The 17537-nt window shown below is 58.3% G+C and carries 15 protein-coding genes; 5 read left to right on the forward strand and 10 right to left on the reverse strand.

What is annotated here, in order from left to right:
- The 4 genes from ABHR76_RS07430 to ABHR76_RS07445 all read right to left on the reverse strand — a co-directional run.
- The coding region (locus ABHR76_RS07430; RefSeq protein WP_346977197.1) for a GntR family transcriptional regulator at positions 1-399 on the reverse strand (399 nt) is incomplete at its 3' end.
- A complete protein-coding gene (locus ABHR76_RS07435; RefSeq protein ID WP_138113437.1) occupies positions 384-1151 on the reverse strand; it encodes a GntR family transcriptional regulator in 768 nt (255 codons plus the stop codon). The genes ABHR76_RS07430 and ABHR76_RS07435, both read right to left, overlap by 16 nt.
- A gap of 38 nt (positions 1152-1189) precedes the next feature.
- Positions 1190-1678 (reverse strand): hypothetical protein, encoded by a 489-nt coding sequence (locus tag ABHR76_RS07440; RefSeq protein ID WP_346977198.1) that lies wholly within the window; start codon positions 1676-1678, stop codon positions 1190-1192.
- 248 nt (positions 1679-1926) lie between these two features.
- On the reverse strand, positions 1927-2955 hold the full coding sequence (locus tag ABHR76_RS07445; RefSeq protein WP_006235873.1) for a LacI family DNA-binding transcriptional regulator: 1029 nt from the start codon (positions 2953-2955) through the stop codon (positions 1927-1929).
- Between the two features lie 183 nt (positions 2956-3138).
- Between ABHR76_RS07445 and murB the strand changes: the two genes are divergently transcribed.
- Positions 3139-4101 (forward strand): UDP-N-acetylmuramate dehydrogenase, encoded by a 963-nt coding sequence (gene murB / locus ABHR76_RS07450; protein ID WP_161144584.1) that lies wholly within the window; start codon positions 3139-3141, stop codon positions 4099-4101.
- A gap of 221 nt (positions 4102-4322) precedes the next feature.
- Here the strand turns inward: murB and ABHR76_RS07455 are convergent, their stop codons facing one another.
- Complete coding sequence (locus ABHR76_RS07455; RefSeq protein WP_138113443.1) at positions 4323-5528, reverse strand: coiled-coil domain-containing protein; 1206 nt, start codon at positions 5526-5528, stop codon at positions 4323-4325.
- A 266-nt stretch (positions 5529-5794) separates the two neighbouring features.
- On the opposite strand from ABHR76_RS07455, the gene galE reads away from it, so the two are divergent.
- The 3 genes from galE to glgP all read left to right on the forward strand — a co-directional run bounded on the left by galE (position 5795) and on the right by glgP (position 10978).
- On the forward strand, positions 5795-6856 hold the full coding sequence (gene galE, locus ABHR76_RS07460; RefSeq protein ID WP_138113445.1) for a UDP-glucose 4-epimerase GalE: 1062 nt from the start codon (positions 5795-5797) through the stop codon (positions 6854-6856).
- A gap of 208 nt (positions 6857-7064) precedes the next feature.
- A complete protein-coding gene (malQ, locus tag ABHR76_RS07465; protein ID WP_254668660.1) occupies positions 7065-8582 on the forward strand; it encodes a 4-alpha-glucanotransferase in 1518 nt (505 codons plus the stop codon).
- Positions 8583-8710: 128 nt separating this feature from the next.
- A complete protein-coding gene (glgP, locus tag ABHR76_RS07470) occupies positions 8711-10978 on the forward strand; it encodes a glycogen/starch/alpha-glucan family phosphorylase (protein ID WP_254668661.1) in 2268 nt (755 codons plus the stop codon).
- A gap of 457 nt (positions 10979-11435) precedes the next feature.
- Here the strand turns inward: glgP and ABHR76_RS07475 are convergent, their stop codons facing one another.
- From ABHR76_RS07475 to ABHR76_RS07495, 5 genes are all read right to left on the reverse strand, one after another.
- Entirely contained in the window at positions 11436-12635 is a 1200-nt protein-coding gene (locus tag ABHR76_RS07475) for an ABC transporter ATP-binding protein (RefSeq protein WP_138113449.1), read from the reverse strand.
- A 68-nt stretch (positions 12636-12703) separates the two neighbouring features.
- A complete protein-coding gene (locus ABHR76_RS07480; protein ID WP_138113451.1) occupies positions 12704-13543 on the reverse strand; it encodes a carbohydrate ABC transporter permease in 840 nt (279 codons plus the stop codon).
- Positions 13543-14397, reverse strand: coding sequence for a carbohydrate ABC transporter permease (locus tag ABHR76_RS07485; protein WP_138113453.1), 855 nt, complete (start codon positions 14395-14397; stop codon positions 13543-13545). The genes ABHR76_RS07480 and ABHR76_RS07485 overlap by 1 nt, the downstream gene beginning before the upstream one ends.
- An 87-nt stretch (positions 14398-14484) precedes the next feature.
- Positions 14485-15801: an ABC transporter substrate-binding protein gene (locus ABHR76_RS07490; RefSeq protein ID WP_117746799.1), complete on the reverse strand. Its 1317-nt coding sequence runs from the start codon at positions 15799-15801 to the stop codon at positions 14485-14487.
- 306 nt (positions 15802-16107) lie between these two features.
- A complete protein-coding gene (locus ABHR76_RS07495; RefSeq protein ID WP_055285612.1) occupies positions 16108-16827 on the reverse strand; it encodes a GntR family transcriptional regulator in 720 nt (239 codons plus the stop codon).
- 229 nt (positions 16828-17056) lie between these two features.
- Between ABHR76_RS07495 and ABHR76_RS07500 the strand changes: the two genes are divergently transcribed.
- Positions 17057-17537 (forward strand): PTS transporter subunit EIIC (locus tag ABHR76_RS07500; protein ID WP_346977199.1); only part of this gene is annotated, 481 nt, incomplete at its 3' end.

Below are 17537 nucleotides of genomic sequence, written 5' to 3' on the forward strand. Positions count from 1 at the left end.
GTTCAGGCGTCGAACGGAATAGAGCAGGTCGTCCTCGGCGATGCCAAACAGGTCGGCGTAATATGGCCCCGCATAACGCTTGGAACGCGCGAGAATACGGACGGACGGCTCGCCGCCCGAAGCACGGACCGATTCACGGAAACCGACCGTGCGTTCAAAAAAAGCAGGTACTCTCTGCGCCACAAAGGCACCTTTTCCCCGAACACGGCGAATCTGCCCGCGTCGAACCAGCTCATCGACAGCGCTTCGGATGGTCAAGCGTGTCGTACCAAATTCCTCGGCGAGGTCTTTTTCGGACGGAATCATGGAACCCGTGGGATATGCACCGCGCTCGATACGTTCCTCGATGCAGCGTCGAATGCGCATATAAACCGGGGTGGCATCTACTGTTTCAGCCATTGTTCACCTGCCACGCTCCTCATGCCGTTCTCTTCGCCGTTATCGGCAAAGCGGAACTTTGTGGGCAAAATCACCGATTTGCAATGCTCCACAAAACGCATGTCCTTATCAAATTCGATCGAGCTCTCATAGAACACCGGCGTTCCCTCTTCTTGCTGGAGCAGCTCGGCCTCTTCGAAGTTCAAACGCGAGATGGAGATATGCTCACGTCCATGCTCAACGCGCACGCCACCTTCTTTGAGCAAGACATCGTAAAGGCTCTCACACTCAAAATCGTGCTCGGGAAGCGATGGGCACAGGGACAGGTTAACGTGAGCGGTCTCGATTGACGCCGGCTCGCCCTCAATAAGTCGAACGCGCTGCATGCGGAGCAAGGGAGCGCCTACAGCCACCCCAAGCTTGTCGGCAAGCGCCTCATCCGCCTCGATGGTCCCGGTGGAAACCAGACGAGAAGAGGGGTGCAGGCCGGCAGTCCGCACAGCATCGGAAAAGTTATACGTTTCCTGGAAGATGTTCAGCGGCTTGGGAGGACACACATACGTGCCCGATCCGCGACGGCTCTCGAGCGTTCCACACGAGATAAGCCGCGTGATACCGGCACGCAACGCCGTACGCGAAACGCCAATCTCTTCGCACAGCACGCGCTCGGCCGGCAGGCGATCGCCGCCGGCAAGCTGATGGTGCTGGATATACCAAAGAATTCCCTCAACAGCATGATCTTTGGGGGGAATTGCATAAGATTCGCCTGCCATTGCACAGACTCCTCATTCAGAAACGTATGCCGCCAAAATTAGGCCAGCCCTCCCATGGCATCAAATTCTGCCTTGATCTTCTCGGCGACATTCCGATACGACTTATATAGACTTGAATCGCGTTTGACTTCGTCGGTCATAACGGGAATCTCTAATTTGGAAACCTCGTCTTTTCCCGTCTGAACCGCCACAACAACGCCCATACCAAGACACATATTACGCTTGGCAGCATTTATTTTTGCTGCCTTGGCAGGATTTGCCAGGATACGCTGGGCAAATTCCTGTTTAGAGACCGCTTCTCCGGCCTCCGGATCGCCCGCCTCGGCCACTTCGCACTGCAACACGTCCGCATAGTCAAAAATCTTCGGCTCGCCGCCGCGCTGATGTACGGCCCATTTGCGATGCGTGGCATCCTGGTAGATAGCCGGCAAAAACGTAAACCGCGGCGGGTCCAAAATCGTATCCGTGATGGTAAACACATCGGGATCAAAGGCATCCTGCGGGTTTTTCTTCTTGAACAGCCCCATATCAGCCTCCCGTACTAGCATTAAACAACTCAACCTGAATATAGCACCAATTTCAAGCCGCCGCCTTACCCTATCGGTGCGCGGCGTCTATAGCTCGCCCAGCGGAAGAGTTCACGGACGAGGGCCGGGGTGCCTGCCTTGTTTTGAGAAGTGGGCTCCGCGAACTTCTCAAAACAAGGCAGGCACCCCGGCCCCGCCGGCAAATAGCGGACACTCCGCATGCAATCTATGCAAACAAACAAGTACGCTTAGCTACATTCGGTAAGCTCGAGCACGCTGCCCTTAACGATAAGCGCCGGCTCCAGGACGACCTCTTCGGCACGCCTGCCGCCCCTACCGGCAAGACGCTTGGACATGCAGCCAAAAGCATGCTCCGCAAGGACACCAGGATCCTGCTCAATCGCGGTCAGCGCCGGCTCAAAGAGAACGTCGGCCGCCGAGTTGTCATAGCTTACGACCGAAATGTCACCCGGAATGCTCTTCCCCATCTCGTGCAAGCGCTTGAGCAAACCGAGGGCAATGTTATCCGAGCTTGCAAATACGGCGGTGGCGTCGGTCGCGAGCACTGCCTCCGAGGCCTCGTAGGCGCTCGGAATGTAGTACTCGCTCTCAAACTCCAAACGTGCGTCGATAGGCAAGCCAACCTCGCGCAGCGCGCGCTCATAGCCGGCAAGTCGTTTACGCCCCGTATTGGAACGGCGTGCGTTAACCAAGCAGGCAATGCGACGGTGGCCCTGCTCGATCAGATAGCGGGTGGCCATGTAGCCACCCATCTCGTGGTCGAACATCACCTTGTCGCACTCGAGCCCCTCAATGGCACGGTCGACCATCACGGCAGGGATAGGCAGATGGCTGACTTCTTCGCGCAGGGCGCGGTCGTCGGAGAACTCGTCACCCACCACCAGAAAGACACCGTCGACGCCGCGCGTCACCAGCTGGCGCAGCAGCTCCAGATCGTCGTCGGCACTTCCGCCCGAGCTGGTAATAAAGAGCGCATAGCCGTCCTCGCGGCAGCGCTTTTCCAAGCTGCCGGCAAGCGAGGCAAAAAAGCGGCTCTCGATGTTAGGGACGATAAGGCCCAGCGTGCGCGACTCGCGCATGACCAGGCTACGCGCAATCTGGTTGGGAACATAGTGGTTGCGCGCCGCGACCTCTTTGATGAGCTTGCGGTTTTCTTCCGAGATGCGACAGGGCCGATTATTGAGCACAAGCGAGACCGACGAGGGGGAAAGCCCCACCTCCTGGGCGATCTGCTTGAGGGTGACTTTGTTGGCCATCTCGCTCCTTCCGGGTTTACGCGCAATCTCTTGAAAGTATAGCGACTACCCCTCTACCTCGGTGATAAACACTTTACCAATCCGGTAGACGGCTGTTTTATCGCCGCCAGCGCACCAAATCCGTCCGGGTGGGGTATATTGCAATCGATTGATGACAACGACCACCAAAAGGCGGATATTCGTATGCACGAGAACGACTTTTTTAACGAGGACCTGCTGTGCGCACTTGCTGGCGTTGCCGGCGAGGACAACGTGTTGATGAGCGAGCCCATGCGCGAGCACACCACGTTTAAGATCGGCGGCCCGGCCGACGTCTTTGTCACGCCCGATACTGAGCAGGGCCTCGTCGCCACGCTCGATACCTGCTATCGCTGCGACCTGCCGCTTACCATCGTGGGCAACGGCTCCGACCTGCTCGTCGGCGACAAGGGCATCCGTGGCGTCGTCGTGGCGCTGGGCGAAGGCCTCTCCGACATTACGGTCGACGGCACGCACGTCACGGCGGCGGCCGGCGCCTTGCTTTCCGATGTCGCCGCGGCGGCAGCCGAGGCCGGTCTCACCGGCATGGAGCCCATCTCGGGCATCCCCGGATCGGTCGGCGGCGCCTGCTACATGAACGCCGGTGCCTACGGTGCCTGCATGGCCGATGTGCTGGAGTCCGTGCGCGTCTACAAACCCGCTCGCCAGCTCGACGACGGCACCCGCGGCAGCGGCAATATCATCGAGTTCGATGTCGACGAGCTCAACCTGGGTTATCGAAAGAGCCGCATCGCCGATGACGGCTTTATCGTGCTTTCGGCCACCTTCAATCTCGCCCCGGGCAACGCCGCGATGATCAAGGCCGACATGGACGACTACCGCCAGCGCCGCGAGGACAAGCAGCCGCTCGACATGCCGAGTGCCGGCTCCACTTTCAAGCGCCCCGAGGGTTACTTTGCCGGCAAACTCATCATGGATGCCGGCCTGCGAGGACACGCCGTTGGCGGCGCGCAGGTGAGCGAGAAGCACTGCGGCTTCATCGTCAACGCCGACCACGCCACCGCCGCCGATGTCGACGAACTCATCCGCCACATCCAGGCAACCGTCAAAGACCAATTCAACGTAGACCTAGAACCCGAAGTCCACCGAGTAGGCGAATTTTTATAAAAAGAAGGCCCCGAAAGGGGCCTTCACTTTCTTTAATTCAGACAACCAGTCCGGTGTGCCGCGCCCCGAACCCAAGAGGGCCGCGTGCCCGCCCGCAATATATTTGATTGATCGCGAGTTCCGCACGCAAAGAAGGCCACTTAATGTGGCCTTCGTCTTGCGCAGGACTGCCCGAGCAGGCAATCAAATATATTGCGGGCGGGCACGCGGCCCCGTCGGCTTTACGACAGCGCCACGCCGCCGAGCCAGCCCCAACGCACGCCAGAGCCAGTGCCATAGAAGCTAATAAACGAATCAAGCGACTTAGACGTAATGGCACCCTCGTTGCTCATAACGATGCCGCCGCCAACGTAGATACCCACATGACCGTAGATAAGGCCCGGAGCACCCGTGCCGCTGTGCGAGGAATCGGCCACGATCATGCCCACCTGCAGCGCCGAGCGGTCGGAGCTATAGCACCATGCGTTAAACATGTCGCACGCATTGCCGCCAAAGTAGCCAACGCCGGCGTTACGGAAGACATTGGTGACCCACGCCGCGCACCAGTTCTGACCCGGCGAAGGCGTGGAGTAGCACGCGTTGACGACAGCCTGCTGCTTGCCCGAGCCGGCATTCTGCTGCGGAGTTCCGGGCGCGTACGATCCACCACCCGAGCTCGAACCACCCGAGTAGGAATTGTTCTTGTTCGCGGCAGCCGCGGCAGCGGCAGCCTTCCTAGCGGCCTCCTCAGCCTGGGCGGCAGCGAGGATCTCGGAATCGCGCTGAGCCATGAGCTCCTTGACGTCGTCGGAAAGACCGTTCAGCACGGTCTGGACTTCTTGCTGCTTGGCCTGCATGTCCTGCATCTGGGCAGTCTGCTGGTCCTTGAGCTTCTCTAAGTCGGCCTTCTGCGACTCGAGCTCGGTCTTTTGCGCATCGAGCTCTTCCTGGATGGTCTGAATGTCCTCGATGGCGTCGCGGTCGCTCTTGTTGATCTTCTCAACGTAATGCGCGTTGGCGACGAGTTCCTCAAACGAGCCAGAGGCCAGCAGCAGCGACAGGATGTTCGTGCCGCCGGACTTGTAGCTGGCGGCCACGCGATCGGAAAGGTCGTTGCGCTTCTTCTTGAGCTCGGCCTTCTTTTCATCGATCTGGGCCTGCGTGTCGTCAATCTTGCCCTGGACATTCTCGATGTCGTTGAGGGTCTGGGCATTCTTGTTGGCCAGCGCCGCATACTCATTTGCGATGCTGTCGAGCTGGGCCTGAACCTCGTCGAGCTGGGCCTGGGCGGCATTCAGTTTATCGGTGGTTTCTTTGGAAGCCTCCGCCGCATGGGCGCGAGCGGGCAGGCCAAAAAGAACTGCCGCAGAAGCGGCGCCGAACAGGGCCTTGAGGGCAGTGCGGCGCGAGAGCTCCTGGGAAAGGATAGAATCGCTGTTTGGTGACATATGTACTCCGTTACATGCTTATTTATATGTCGCTCAACTCATACATATTAGCGTACATATGGCGCGTCCCAACGATTTCCACGAACGGCAGGAAACTACAAGGTCAGCGGCTCGTAAGCAAATGTCAAAGATCAGGTTATGCGTACGCAAGCTCTTCTATGAGTACGTTAGCACAATCCTCTGCTTTTCCTACAGCGCACGATTTGGGCGTCCCTGCCTGCGCTATACTCCCCTGAAGAAGTGTTCCTGATTCGATAGGAGACTACATGTCCAAAGCACTCGACCCCAAAGACACCTGCGTCCTCGTTACCGGTGGCGCCGGCTTTATCGGCTCGCACACCGTCGTTCAGCTGCTCGAGGGTGGCTACCAGGTCGTCATCGTCGATGATCTCTCCAACTCCAGCGCCGTCGCCGTCGACCGCGTCAAGACCATCGTGGGCGACGAGGCCGCCAAGAACCTCACCTTCTACGAGGCCAACGTGCTCGACCGCGATGCAATGAACAAGATCTTCGATACCCATCAGATCGACCGCGTCATCCACTTCGCCGGTTTTAAGGCCGTCGGCGAGTCGGTGAGCAAGCCCGTCGAGTACTACCACAACAACATCGAGAACACCCTGGTGCTCATCGACGTCATGCGCAGCCATGGCTGCAAGTCCATCATCTTCTCGAGCTCCTCGACCGTCTACGGCGACCCGAACAACCCGCCCGTCACCGAGGAGGATCCTAAGAAGCCCGCGACCAACCCCTATGGTTGGACCAAGTGGATGATCGAGCAGATCCTTATGGACGTCCACACCGCCGACCCCGAGTGGGACGTCGTGCTGCTCCGTTACTTCAACCCCATTGGCGCTCATCCGTCGGGCCTGATCGGCGAGGACCCCAAGGGCATCCCCAACAACTTGGTGCCCTATGTCGCCCAGGTCGCCGTGGGCAAGCTCGAGGCCGTTCAGGTCTTTGGCAACGACTACCCCACCCCCGACGGCACCGGCGTGCGCGACTACATCCACGTGTGCGATCTGGCCTCTGGTCACGTTGCCGCCCTTAACTGGATGAACGGCAAGACCGGCGTCGAGATCTTTAACTTGGGCACCGGCACCGGCACCTCGGTACTCGAGGTCGTCGCCGCCTTCTCCAAGGCTTGTGGCAAGGAGCTGCCCTACGTGATCCGCGAGCGCCGCGCCGGCGACATCGCTGCCAACTGGTGCGATGCCTCCAAGGCCGAGCGCATGATGGGCTGGAAGGCCCAATACGACATCGCGGACATGTGCCGCGATAGCTGGAACTGGCAGAGCCACAACCCCAACGGCTTCGCCGACGCCGAGTAGCAAAAACCTACATACCGCTCTTGCCCCGATCTCACGTTGTGAGGTCGGGGCTTTTTCATGGCATGTAACCATTCGCCGAAAATCGACCAACTTTTTTATCTTGCCTGTACATGTTTAAACAACATGTTTTACAATAAGCGTATCGAATCAGAACATCGGAGGCGGACTGCACACCCATCGGCAGGCCGACCCCACAACAAGAAGGTTGGTGAGCGCATTCATGGAGCGTGCAAGCGGCGTCCTCATGCCCGTCTCATCTCTGCCCGGACCATACGGAATCGGTGGCTTTGGTTGGAATGCCTACGACTTCGTCGATTTTCTCGCCTCGTGCAAACAACATTACTGGCAGATTCTGCCCCTTACGACGACCAGCTATGGCGATTCGCCCTATCAGTCGTTCTCGGCCCGCGCAGGCAACCCCAACTTTATCGACTTTGCCGAGCTTATCGAGGCAGGGTATCTGGAGCAGCGCGATATCGATGGCGTGTATCTGGGATCCGACCCCAGCAATGTCGACTACGGTGCTATCTTTGGCGGCCGCCGTCAGATTCTCGACCGAGCCGCTGAGCGCTTTGCTGCCGACAAGCCGGCCGATTTCGATGACTTTATCCAGGCCAACGAGGACTGGCTCATCCCCTACTGTGAGTTTATGACCGTCAAAGAGGAGTGCGGTCTCAAGGCGTTTTGGGAGTGGCCCGCGGAGCTCCGTACCCGCGGCGAGGCTTCCGCCAAGGTCTGCGCCGACCATCCGGCGCGTATGCTCTACCACCAGATGACGCAGTACTTCTTCGATCGCCAGTGGAACCGCCTCAAGGCCTATGCCAACGAGCGCGACATTCTCATCATCGGCGACCTGCCCATCTATGTCTCGCGTGACTCCGTCGAGATGTGGGCGACGCCTGAGCTCTTTAAGATCGACGCCGCCGGCAATCCCGTGAGCGTCGCCGGCACGCCGCCCGACCAGTTCTCGGCCACCGGCCAGTACTGGGGCAACCCCATCTACGACTGGGACGCTATGGAGTCCGATGGCTTCTCCTGGTGGGAGGGCCGCATTCGCGCCGCCCTCGACATGTACGACGTCATCCGCCTGGATCACTTCCGCGGCTTCGAGGCCTATTGGGAGGTGCCGTTCTCCTCGCCCGATTCGTCCTACGGTTCGTGGACGCAGGGCCCCGGCCTCAAGTTCTTCAAGACGCTCGAGGAAAAGCTCGGCACGCTGCCCATCATCGCCGAGGACCTGGGCTTCCTCACCCCCGGCGTCATCGACATGCGCGACAACTCGGGCTTCCCCGGCATGAAGATCCTGCAGTTTGCCTTTGAGGGCACCAACTCGTACTACCTGCCGCATAACTACATCGCCAACACCGTCGCCTATGTGGGCACCCACGACAACGAGACGGCGCGCGGTTGGTTTGAGGGAACGGCCACCCCCCGTCAGCGCGAGCAGGCAGCCCTGTACACCCATCAGCAGGCCGGCGAACCCATGGCAGATGCACTCAACCGCACCATCGCCGCCAGCGTGAGCGACACGTGCATCTACACCATGCAGGACCTGCTCAACTTGGGCAACGAGGCGCGCATCAACACCCCTGCCACGCTGGGCGGCAACTGGACCTGGCGCATGCTCGACGGCGCCATCACCCGCGAGCTCGAGCACAAACTCACCGACTGGACCGAGACCTACTTCCGCATCCCGTCGGAAGCCGAAATCGAGCTTCCTCAATAGGAGCTACCGCGCCCGACCCCTCCCCACCGTGCGGACGCGCTTGCTTTTCCCGCGCGAGGCCACCCCAATCCCCTCGCGCGGGCTTCTTATGAATTGCAGACATGAAACAACCCATCACAGGAGAAAACATGCCCCAAATTAACCTCATGGAACTCGCCGAGCAGTCTTTTGGCACCTCGCTCGAGCAGCTCGACGACCGTCGCATTTACAAGCTGCTGGTCAAACTCGTGCAGGAGCGCTCCGCCGCCTGCCCGCTCAACAACGGCAAGAAAAAGCTCTATTACATTTCCGCCGAATTTTTGATCGGCAAGCTGCTCATCAACAACATGATCGACCTCGGCATCTACGACGAGGTTAAGGACCAGCTCACCGCCGCAGGTCACGACCTCAACAAGATCGAGGAATTCGAGGTCGAGCCGTCACTCGGCAACGGCGGCCTGGGCCGCTTGGCCGCATGCTTCCTGGATTCCATCGCCACGCTGGGCTTGACCGGCGATGGCGTGGGCCTCAACTATCACTACGGTCTGTTCCGCCAGCGCTTTGTCGACAACCAGCAGAAGGCCGTCCCCGACGAGTGGCTCGGTGAGCAGGACATCCTAGTCGACGATGACCGCTCCTACACCGTCGAGTTCGGCGATTTTGCCGTTACTTCCAAGCTCGTCAACATCGATGTGCCCGGTTACGGCCAGCCCACCAAGAACCGCCTGCGCCTGTTCGACCTGGCAAGCGTCGACGACGGCCTGGTCCCCGGCAGCTCCATCGACTTCGACAAGACCGAGATCGCCAAGAACCTCACCTTGTTCCTCTACCCCGACGATTCCGACGAGCAGGGCCGCCTACTTCGCATCTATCAGGAGTACTTCATGGTGAGCAACGCCGCCCAGCTCCTGATCGACGAGGCCGTCGAGCGCGGCAGCAACCTGCACGATCTGGCCGACTACGCCGTGGTCCAAATTAACGACACGCACCCCACCATGGTCATCCCCGAGCTCATTCGCTTGCTCACCACCGAGCATGACATCGAGTTTGACGAGGCCGTGACCATCGTACGCTCCATGGTCGCCTACACTAACCACACGATTCTTGCCGAGGCGCTCGAGAAGTGGCCGCTCGCCAGCCTGCAGAAGGTCTCCCCTGCCATCGCCGACATTATCGTCAAGCTCGATGAGATCGCGAAGGCCGAGCACGATGACCCGCGCGTCGCCATCATCGACGAGCACGACACCGTCCACATGGCCCACATGGACATCCACTTTGGCTTCTCCATCAACGGCGTAGCCGCCCTCCATACCAAGATCCTGGAGGACACCGAGCTTCATCCGTTCTACGAGATCTATCCCGAGAAGTTCTCCAACAAGACCAACGGCATCACCTTCCGCCGCTGGATCCATGGGGCCAACCCCGCGCTCGCCAGCCTGCTCGACGATGTGATCGGCACCGACTGGCGCAGCACCGGCGATCTGAGCAAACTCGCCAAGTTCGCTGACGACAAGGACGTTCTTGAGCGCCTGGCCGCCACCAAGGTCGAGGCCAAGACCATCATGCGCCAGTTCATGGCGCTCGAGCAGGGTGTGACCATTCCCTCCAACGCCATCATCGACGTCCAGGTCAAGCGCATCCACGAGTACAAGCGCCAGCAGATGCTCGCGCTCTACATCATCTGGAAGTACCTCGATATCAAGAACGGCAACAGGCCTAAGCACCCCGTCACCATCATCTTTGGCGGCAAGGCGGCGCCTGCCTACACTATCGCGCAGGACATCATCCATCTGATCCTGACGCTGTCGCAGTGGATTGCAAACGACCCCGACGTGGCTCCCTACCTGCAGGTTGTCATGATCGAGAACTACAACGTCACCGCCGCCGAGCGCGTGATCCCCGCCGCTGACATCTCCGAGCAGATCAGCCTGGCCTCCAAGGAGGCGAGCGGCACCTCCAACATGAAGTTCATGCTCAACGGCGCCCTAACCCTGTGCACGCTCGACGGTGCCAACGTGGAGATTGCCGAGCTCGTGGGCGACGAGAACATCTATACCTTTGGCGCCTCTTCCAAACAGGTCGAGCAGCTCTATGCCAACGGCACCTATGACGCCGGTATGCTCTACCGCAAGCCCGGCATTAAACTGCTGGTGGACTTCATCACCAACCCGGCCTTTATGGCGACCGGCAATGCCGAGCGCCTGCAGCGCCTGCACGACGACATTAAGGGCAAGGACTGGTTTATGGCCCTGCTCGACATTGAGGAGTACATCCAGACCAAGGAGCGCGTGCTGGCCGACTACGAGGACCAGGACGCCTGGATGCGCAAGACGCTCATCAATATCGCCAACGCCGGCACCTTCTCGTCCGACCGCACCATCTCCCAGTACAACGACGAGATCTGGCACCTGAACTAATTTCACTTCCCTTACCCATCCTCTTGAGAAACGGAGTCGTGGCAACACGGCTCCGTTTTTTGTGCCCGCACGTTATCCTGTGACCCGACTCGACCGAAGAATCTCGATCTGTAACAGCTACTCGGAAAAAACGGCCCCAGCTGTTACAGATTGAGACATACCGGCCCCTCCCCTTGGGTTTATCTCAATCTGTAACATCTAGCAGCTGAAATTCACCTTTGGTGTTACAGATTTAGATGAAATGGTTAGCTCAGCGGAACCGTCTCGATCTGTAACATCTAACGTCCGAAATCAGCCTCACCCGTTACAGATCGAGACAAGCGACCGGCCAGACAACCCCAACACAAAGAAAGGCTCCCCTCTCGCCCAGTGGACGGGAGGGGAGCCTTATATGTGACCGCGGCAAAAGGATGGCAATACCGCAGCCGCCCAAAGGGAGGGCCTGGATGCACCGGGCCTAGATAAGGTTCTTGCCAGAGACCTTATCGAAGAGGTGGGTCGCGTTCTTCTCGAACTTGAACCAGATGGTGTCGCCAGCCTTGAGCGCGCCCTTGGCCTCGAGGTCGACGACGGGGATAATCAGGACAAACTGGCCGTCGGGAGCGGTCACGTGGACATGCTCGGTCGAGCCCATGAGCTCGGTCACCTCGACGGTACCCTGGAGCGCGCCCTCCTCGCCCTTGTCGGCAAGCAGGATCTGCTCGGGACGCACGCCGGCCGTAATCTCCTTCACGTCGCCGCCGTCCCAGTTGAGGGCAAGCTGAGCGCAAGTCTCGGGGGCGAGCGCCACGTTCATATCCTCGGTCTTGACGGTAAAGCCGTTGCCCGAGCGCACCAGCTGGGCATCGAAGAAGTTCATCTGCGGCACGCCGATAAAGCCGGCGACGAAGATGTTCGCGGGATGGTTGAAGACCTCCTGCGGGGTGGCGATCTGCTGGACGACGCCGTCCTTCATGACCACGATACGGTCACCGAGGGTCATAGCCTCGGTCTGGTCGTGAGTAACATAAATGAACGTGCCCTTGATCTCGTGGCGCAGCTTAATGAGCTCGGCACGCATCTGGTTACGAAGCTTGGCGTCCAGGTTGGACAGTGGCTCGTCCATCAGGAAGACCTTGGGGTCACGCACGATGGCGCGGCCGATAGCGACACGCTGGCGCTGGCCGCCCGAAAGCGCCTTGGGCTTACGGTCGAGGTACTCGGTAATGCCCAGAATCTCGGCAGCAGAGCGAACTTTGCGGTCGATCTCGTCCTTGGGGACCTTCTTGAGCTCAAGCGTAAACGCCATGTTCTCGTACACCGTCATATTGGGGTACAGAGCATAGCTCTGGAACACCATGGCGATGTCGCGGTCCTTGGGCGCCACGTCGTTGACGCGCTTGCCGTCGATGAGCACATCGCCCGAGGTGATGTCCTCCAGGCCGGCGACCATGCGCATCGTCGTGGACTTACCGCAGCCAGAGGGGCCAACGAGGACGACGAACTCCTGGTCGTGAACGGTGAGGTTGAAGTCCTCTACAGCGAGCACACCGTCCTCGGTAACCTTGAGGTTGTGCTTCTTCTCCTCGGTCTTCTTCTTTTTGCCAAAGAAGCCCTTCTTTTTGGACTCGGTGTTGGGATACACCTTCTGAACATGTTTGAGAACGATCTCGGCCATGTCTTTACCTTTCGATATGCGGCGCCGCGCTGAGGGGCGCCGCAGAAACTTGCAATACAGTTACGGCATCAGCCCTTGACGGCACCTGCCACCACGCCGTCGATGATGTACTTCTGGCAGAGAATGTACATGACGACGATGGGGATAACAACCATCATGATGCAGGCCATCATGGGTCCGAGCTCGACGTGGCCGTAGCCACCGCGGAAGTACTGGATCAAGATAGGAATGGTCTTGTACTTGGTGGAGTCGAGCGTAAGGTAGGGCAGCAGGTAGTCGTTCCAGACCCACATGGTCTCGAGAATGCCGACCGAAAGATAGGTGGGCTTCATGATGGGAAGGACGATCTTAAAGAACACCTGGACCGGGTTGCAGCCGTCGATCATGGCCGCCTCCTCGATCTCGAGCGGGATGTTCTTTACAAAGCCGGCGAACATAAAGACCGCCAGGCCCGCGCCAAAGCCAAGGTAGATAAAGCAGATGTTGAACGGCGTGTTGAAGCCGATGCGGTCCGCCAAATTGGACAGCGTGAACATGAGCATCTGGAACGGCACGACCATCGAGAACACGAACAGGTAATAGAAGAAGTTCGAGATCTTGTTGTTGACGCGCACCACGTACCAAGCGCACATGGAGCAGCACACCAAAATCAGCACGACCGACGTGACCGTGATAATGAGCGAGTACATAAACGCCGAGGCAAAGCCCTGCTCGTTAAGGGCGTGCACGTAGTTTGCAAGGCCGTTGAACGTCTCGGGCGTGAGCAGATCGAACGCCGTGGTGGTGCTGATTGCGGTCGCTTTCTTAAAGGAATTGAGCGCGATCATAAACACGGGGTAGATCCACGCGAGCGACAGGATCGTAAAGAAAATCGAGAGCGCGCGGTTGATAACCTTATCGCGTTTCATTACTGCTGCACCTCCTTGGACCTCGTGGCCTTAAGCTGGATCATGGAAATAGCAACAACCAGGATGCAGAAGATAACCGCCTTGGCCTGACCGATGCCCTGCCATGCAATACCGGCACGCGAATAGAACGTGTTGTAGATGTTCAGGGCGAGCATCTCGGTGGAGTGCGCGGGGGCGCCGCCGGTAAGGGCGAGGTTCTGGTCGAACAGCTTAAAGCCGTTGGTGATGGACAGGAACAGGCAGATGGTGATGGTCGGCATCAGGTTAGGGACCTTAACCTTCCAAAACGTCTGCCATGCCGTGGCACCGTCGACCTTGGCGGCCTCGATGTAGTCGGACGGAATGGACTGCAGACCAGCGATGTAGATGATCATCATGTAGCCGACCTGCTGCCACAGGGTCAGGATGATAAGGCCCCAGAAGCCAGCAGCAGAGTTAAGGGCGATGAGCTGGGCGCCGATGTTGGAGAGCAGGCAGTTGATCAAGATCTGCCAGATGTAGCCCAGCACGATGCCGCCGATCAGGTTCGGCATAAAGAAGATTGTACGGAAGATGTTAGTGCCCTTGAGCGCCTTGCGGGTGAGCGCCTGCGCGATGGCGAGGGCAATCACGTTGATGAGCACCGTCGACAGGAAGGCAAACGCCACCGTAAAGAAGAACGACGTGGCAAACTGCGAATCGGACAATGCGCGCACGTAGTTCTCGATACCGACAAAGTGCGCGTTGTTAATGGTAATAAACTGGCAGAACGAGAGATAGAAGCCCTGGATAAAGGGAATCACGAACCCGATCATAAACGCCAGGCACGTGGGCAGCATAAAGAGCGGCCACCAGCGCTTGAGTGCTTTGCCCATAAAAGGGTCCTTTCAATATGCAGGGGGCGGGCAAACCTACGTCTGCCCGCCCCCTGTCGCTAATCAGATAGCTTGGGCAGCAACTGCTTACTCGGAAGCAGCCTTCTCGGTCTTCCAGCCATCGACGAAGGCGTTCTTGACGCCGTCCCACTTGCTGTTATCGGCAGCGTAGGCAATCAGAGCCTGCTTGAGGTTCTTCTTCCACTCCTCGGAGGGAATGTAGACGAAGTCCCAAGCGACGGTCTTCTTGCCGTCCTTGGCCATGGCAACGGCCTGCTGCGAGAAGACGTTGGTGGTCTCCTTGGCGCTCTTGAACGGAGCGGTCAGACCCATCTTGTCGGCGATGATGCTGGTCGGGGTGTCAGCGGTGACGCACCAATACATGAAGTCCTCGGTGGCCTTCTGGGCATCCTCGGAAGCCTGGGAACTGACGCACCAATAGTTCTCGCCGCCGGAGCACAGGCCCTGGTTCTCCTCGCCGTCAACACCGATGTAGATGGGCATCATGCCAATCTGATCGTCGGTCATGCCGGCCTTGACGAGGTCAGAGTAGGCCCAAGAGCCGTTCTGGTAGAAGACGGCCTTGCCGGTTGCGAACTCGTTGGTGGCGTCGTCGCCGGTCTTGGAAGCAAGCTGCGAAGGATCGCAGGTAGAGTCGGTGATGTACAGGTCGAAGATCTGCTTGTAGTTGTCGAGGAACTCACCCTTGATCTCGTCGTCCTCCTGGTTGTGCTCCTTCTCAAACTCGTAGTAGAGCGGCATGTTGGCAAGGTGGGTGGTGTAGCGCCAGCTGGAGGAGTCGTCCATGCCGGCGGAAGTGAAGGCACCCTCGACACCAAGCTCGTCCTTGCGGGCCTGGATGTCGTCGGCACAAGCCTTCAGCTTGTCGAAGGAGTTGATGTCCTCGGCCTTGTAGCCAGCCTTCTCGAGCAGCTGCTTGTTGTAAATAATGCCGAAGCTCTCCTGAACCCAGTCGATGCACACATCCTTGCCGTCGGACTGCAGAGCCAGGGAGTCGTCAATGAGCTCACCGCGGAGCTTGGTATCGGACAGGTCGGCGCAGTAATCCTTCCAGTTCTTAAGACCGGTGGGGCCGTTGACCTGGAACAGGGTCGGAGCGGAGCTCTTGGACATCTCGGACTTGAGCTTCTCCTCGTAGGTGTTGGAGGCGGCGGTCACGATCTTGACCTCGACGCCCTTCTCCTCCTTGTACGCCTTGGCGATCTCCTTCCACTCCTTGTCGACCTCAGGCTTGAATTGGAGGAAGTAGACCTCGGCAGCGTCACCAGAAGCAGAGGAGCCGGAGCCGGCGGAGCCACCGCAGCCCACGAGACCCAGACCAAGAACTGCAGCCGCGGAACCAGCAAAGCCCAGGAACTGCCTTCTGCTCATTTCGTTCTTCATTACAATCCACCCTTTCACACCGTGGCGGCACCCTTTGCCGCCGCCTTCGGAGATTGGCTCGGGGACTTTGCCCCTTTTGCTGATTTGAACGATACGCTATTTGGCTAGTTGTTTGAACAAGTATTACTAGAGCGGTAGAAAAACTTCGGTGAACGGTAATTTCAACTTGATACTTGACAAGTTTTGTATAAACAATTATTTGTTATCGAATGCAGAGAAAACGCCCGGTCAAGCCGATGTACCGTCGGTTTGACCGGGCGTTTTCTCTTTGAGGCCATGAGTCTCGTCAGGCTGCGAGCTAGCCGGCTATCGCTTGGAATTGACGCGGTAATGGAAGATCTCGGGGTGTGTGCGAGTGTGCGTCACCTCAAACAAGATGCCATCCGAGGTGTACGACTGACTCTCCATGACGGCAACGCAGTTGTATTTGCCGAGGTCAAGATAGCTGCAGTCCTCATCGTTGGCGAGCTCGACACTCACCGTACGACGGCTCGCCATCACTTTGACACCGCGCTTGTGCTCCAGATAGCCGTAAATAGAATCTGCCGCGATCTCGGGAGTCAGGCCCTTGGCGATCGACGCCAAAAAATAGCCATGGTCCACTTGGCGCGCGTTGCCGTTGAGGCTTCGGACACGCACTACGCGAATCAACTCCTCGCCCACCTTAAAGCCCAGGTGACGAGAGAGTTGCTCGGTGCAAACCAGATGTTCGAAAGACTTAACGTCCGTCGATGCAACGGCATTGTTGCGCTTTGCAAACTCGCCAAACGACTCAACCTCTTCGAGTGCGCCCAACATGTCGGTTTCGCCCTTAAGCCAAATAACGCGCACGCCCTTGCCGTGTATGGGCTGCACAAACATCCCGTCGGCCAGCATGCTCAAAGCGCGGCGGACGGTATTGCGCGTGCAGCCAAATTCCGCGGTCAGCTCGGCTTCGGTTGGCAGCATCTCCTGAAACGCATAGGTCCCATTAATGATGCGCGAGCGTATTTCTCGGTAGATTCCTTCGTATATCGCTTTTGGCATTGTTTCACCTCTACATTATTCATTTCCGGCTAGGCACGATAGCATTTCTTAAAGTTGTTTAAACCGAATATCGGTAAAGCGACAGGATTTAACCGTTGACGGTTTCTGTCATGCCCAAATCGGTTTCGCTCAAAACTGCCGGTACGACAATCGTCTGGTCCTCTACAATGAATCCATTGTTTAAACGTTTCCCCACGCGCAACGCGCCTCGATATTCGGAAGGCAGAACATGCTGCAAAAAATCCAACGCTTTGGCGGGGCAATGTTCGCGCCCGCCATGCTGTTTTCTATATCAGGCCTCATGGTCGGCGTCTCCGCTCTCGCAACGACTGCGGACATCGTCGGCGATCTCGCCGTATACGGAACCCCTTGGTACGTTTTTTGGACCATCATCCAGCGCGGCTCGTGGACGGTCTTTAAACGCCTCCCGCTCCTTTTTGCCGTAGCGCTGCCCATCGGTCTTGCCCAAAAACAACCGGCTCGTTGCTGTCTCGAGGCTCTCGTCGCCTATTTTGCCTACTGCTTCTTTTTGAGCGAGATCATTAAGCTGAGCGGAGACAACCTTGGACTTGAGTACCCGTCATCTTTGACCTCCGCCAGCGGTATCACCGTCATCGACGGCATCAAGACGCTCGACACCGGCATTATCGGCCCGCTGGCGGTATCGGCAACCGTCGTTGCCATCCATGACCGCTTCTACGATGCCAAGG

It is taken from the genome of Collinsella aerofaciens (assembly GCF_039752985.1).
GTDB lineage: Bacteria > Actinomycetota > Coriobacteriia > Coriobacteriales > Coriobacteriaceae > Collinsella > Collinsella aerofaciens_BT.

Coding starts and splice junctions, on each gene's coding strand:
- ABHR76_RS07435 (WP_138113437.1), bottom strand. CDS start 1,151: ATGGCAGGCGAATCTTATGCAATTCCCCCCAAAGATCATGCTGTTGAG.
- ABHR76_RS07440 (WP_346977198.1), bottom strand. CDS start 1,678: ATGGGGCTGTTCAAGAAGAAAAACCCGCAGGATGCCTTTGATCCCGAT.
- ABHR76_RS07445 (WP_006235873.1), bottom strand. CDS start 2,955: ATGGCCAACAAAGTCACCCTCAAGCAGATCGCCCAGGAGGTGGGGCTT.
- murB (WP_161144584.1), top strand. CDS start 3,139: ATGCACGAGAACGACTTTTTTAACGAGGACCTGCTGTGCGCACTTGCT.
- ABHR76_RS07455 (WP_138113443.1), bottom strand. CDS start 5,528: ATGTCACCAAACAGCGATTCTATCCTTTCCCAGGAGCTCTCGCGCCGC.
- galE (WP_138113445.1), top strand. CDS start 5,795: ATGTCCAAAGCACTCGACCCCAAAGACACCTGCGTCCTCGTTACCGGT.
- glgP (WP_254668661.1), top strand. CDS start 8,711: ATGCCCCAAATTAACCTCATGGAACTCGCCGAGCAGTCTTTTGGCACC.
- ABHR76_RS07475 (WP_138113449.1), bottom strand. CDS start 12,635: ATGGCCGAGATCGTTCTCAAACATGTTCAGAAGGTGTATCCCAACACC.
- ABHR76_RS07480 (WP_138113451.1), bottom strand. CDS start 13,543: ATGAAACGCGATAAGGTTATCAACCGCGCGCTCTCGATTTTCTTTACG.
- ABHR76_RS07485 (WP_138113453.1), bottom strand. CDS start 14,397: ATGGGCAAAGCACTCAAGCGCTGGTGGCCGCTCTTTATGCTGCCCACG.
- ABHR76_RS07490 (WP_117746799.1), bottom strand. CDS start 15,801: ATGAAGAACGAAATGAGCAGAAGGCAGTTCCTGGGCTTTGCTGGTTCC.
- ABHR76_RS07495 (WP_055285612.1), bottom strand. CDS start 16,827: ATGCCAAAAGCGATATACGAAGGAATCTACCGAGAAATACGCTCGCGC.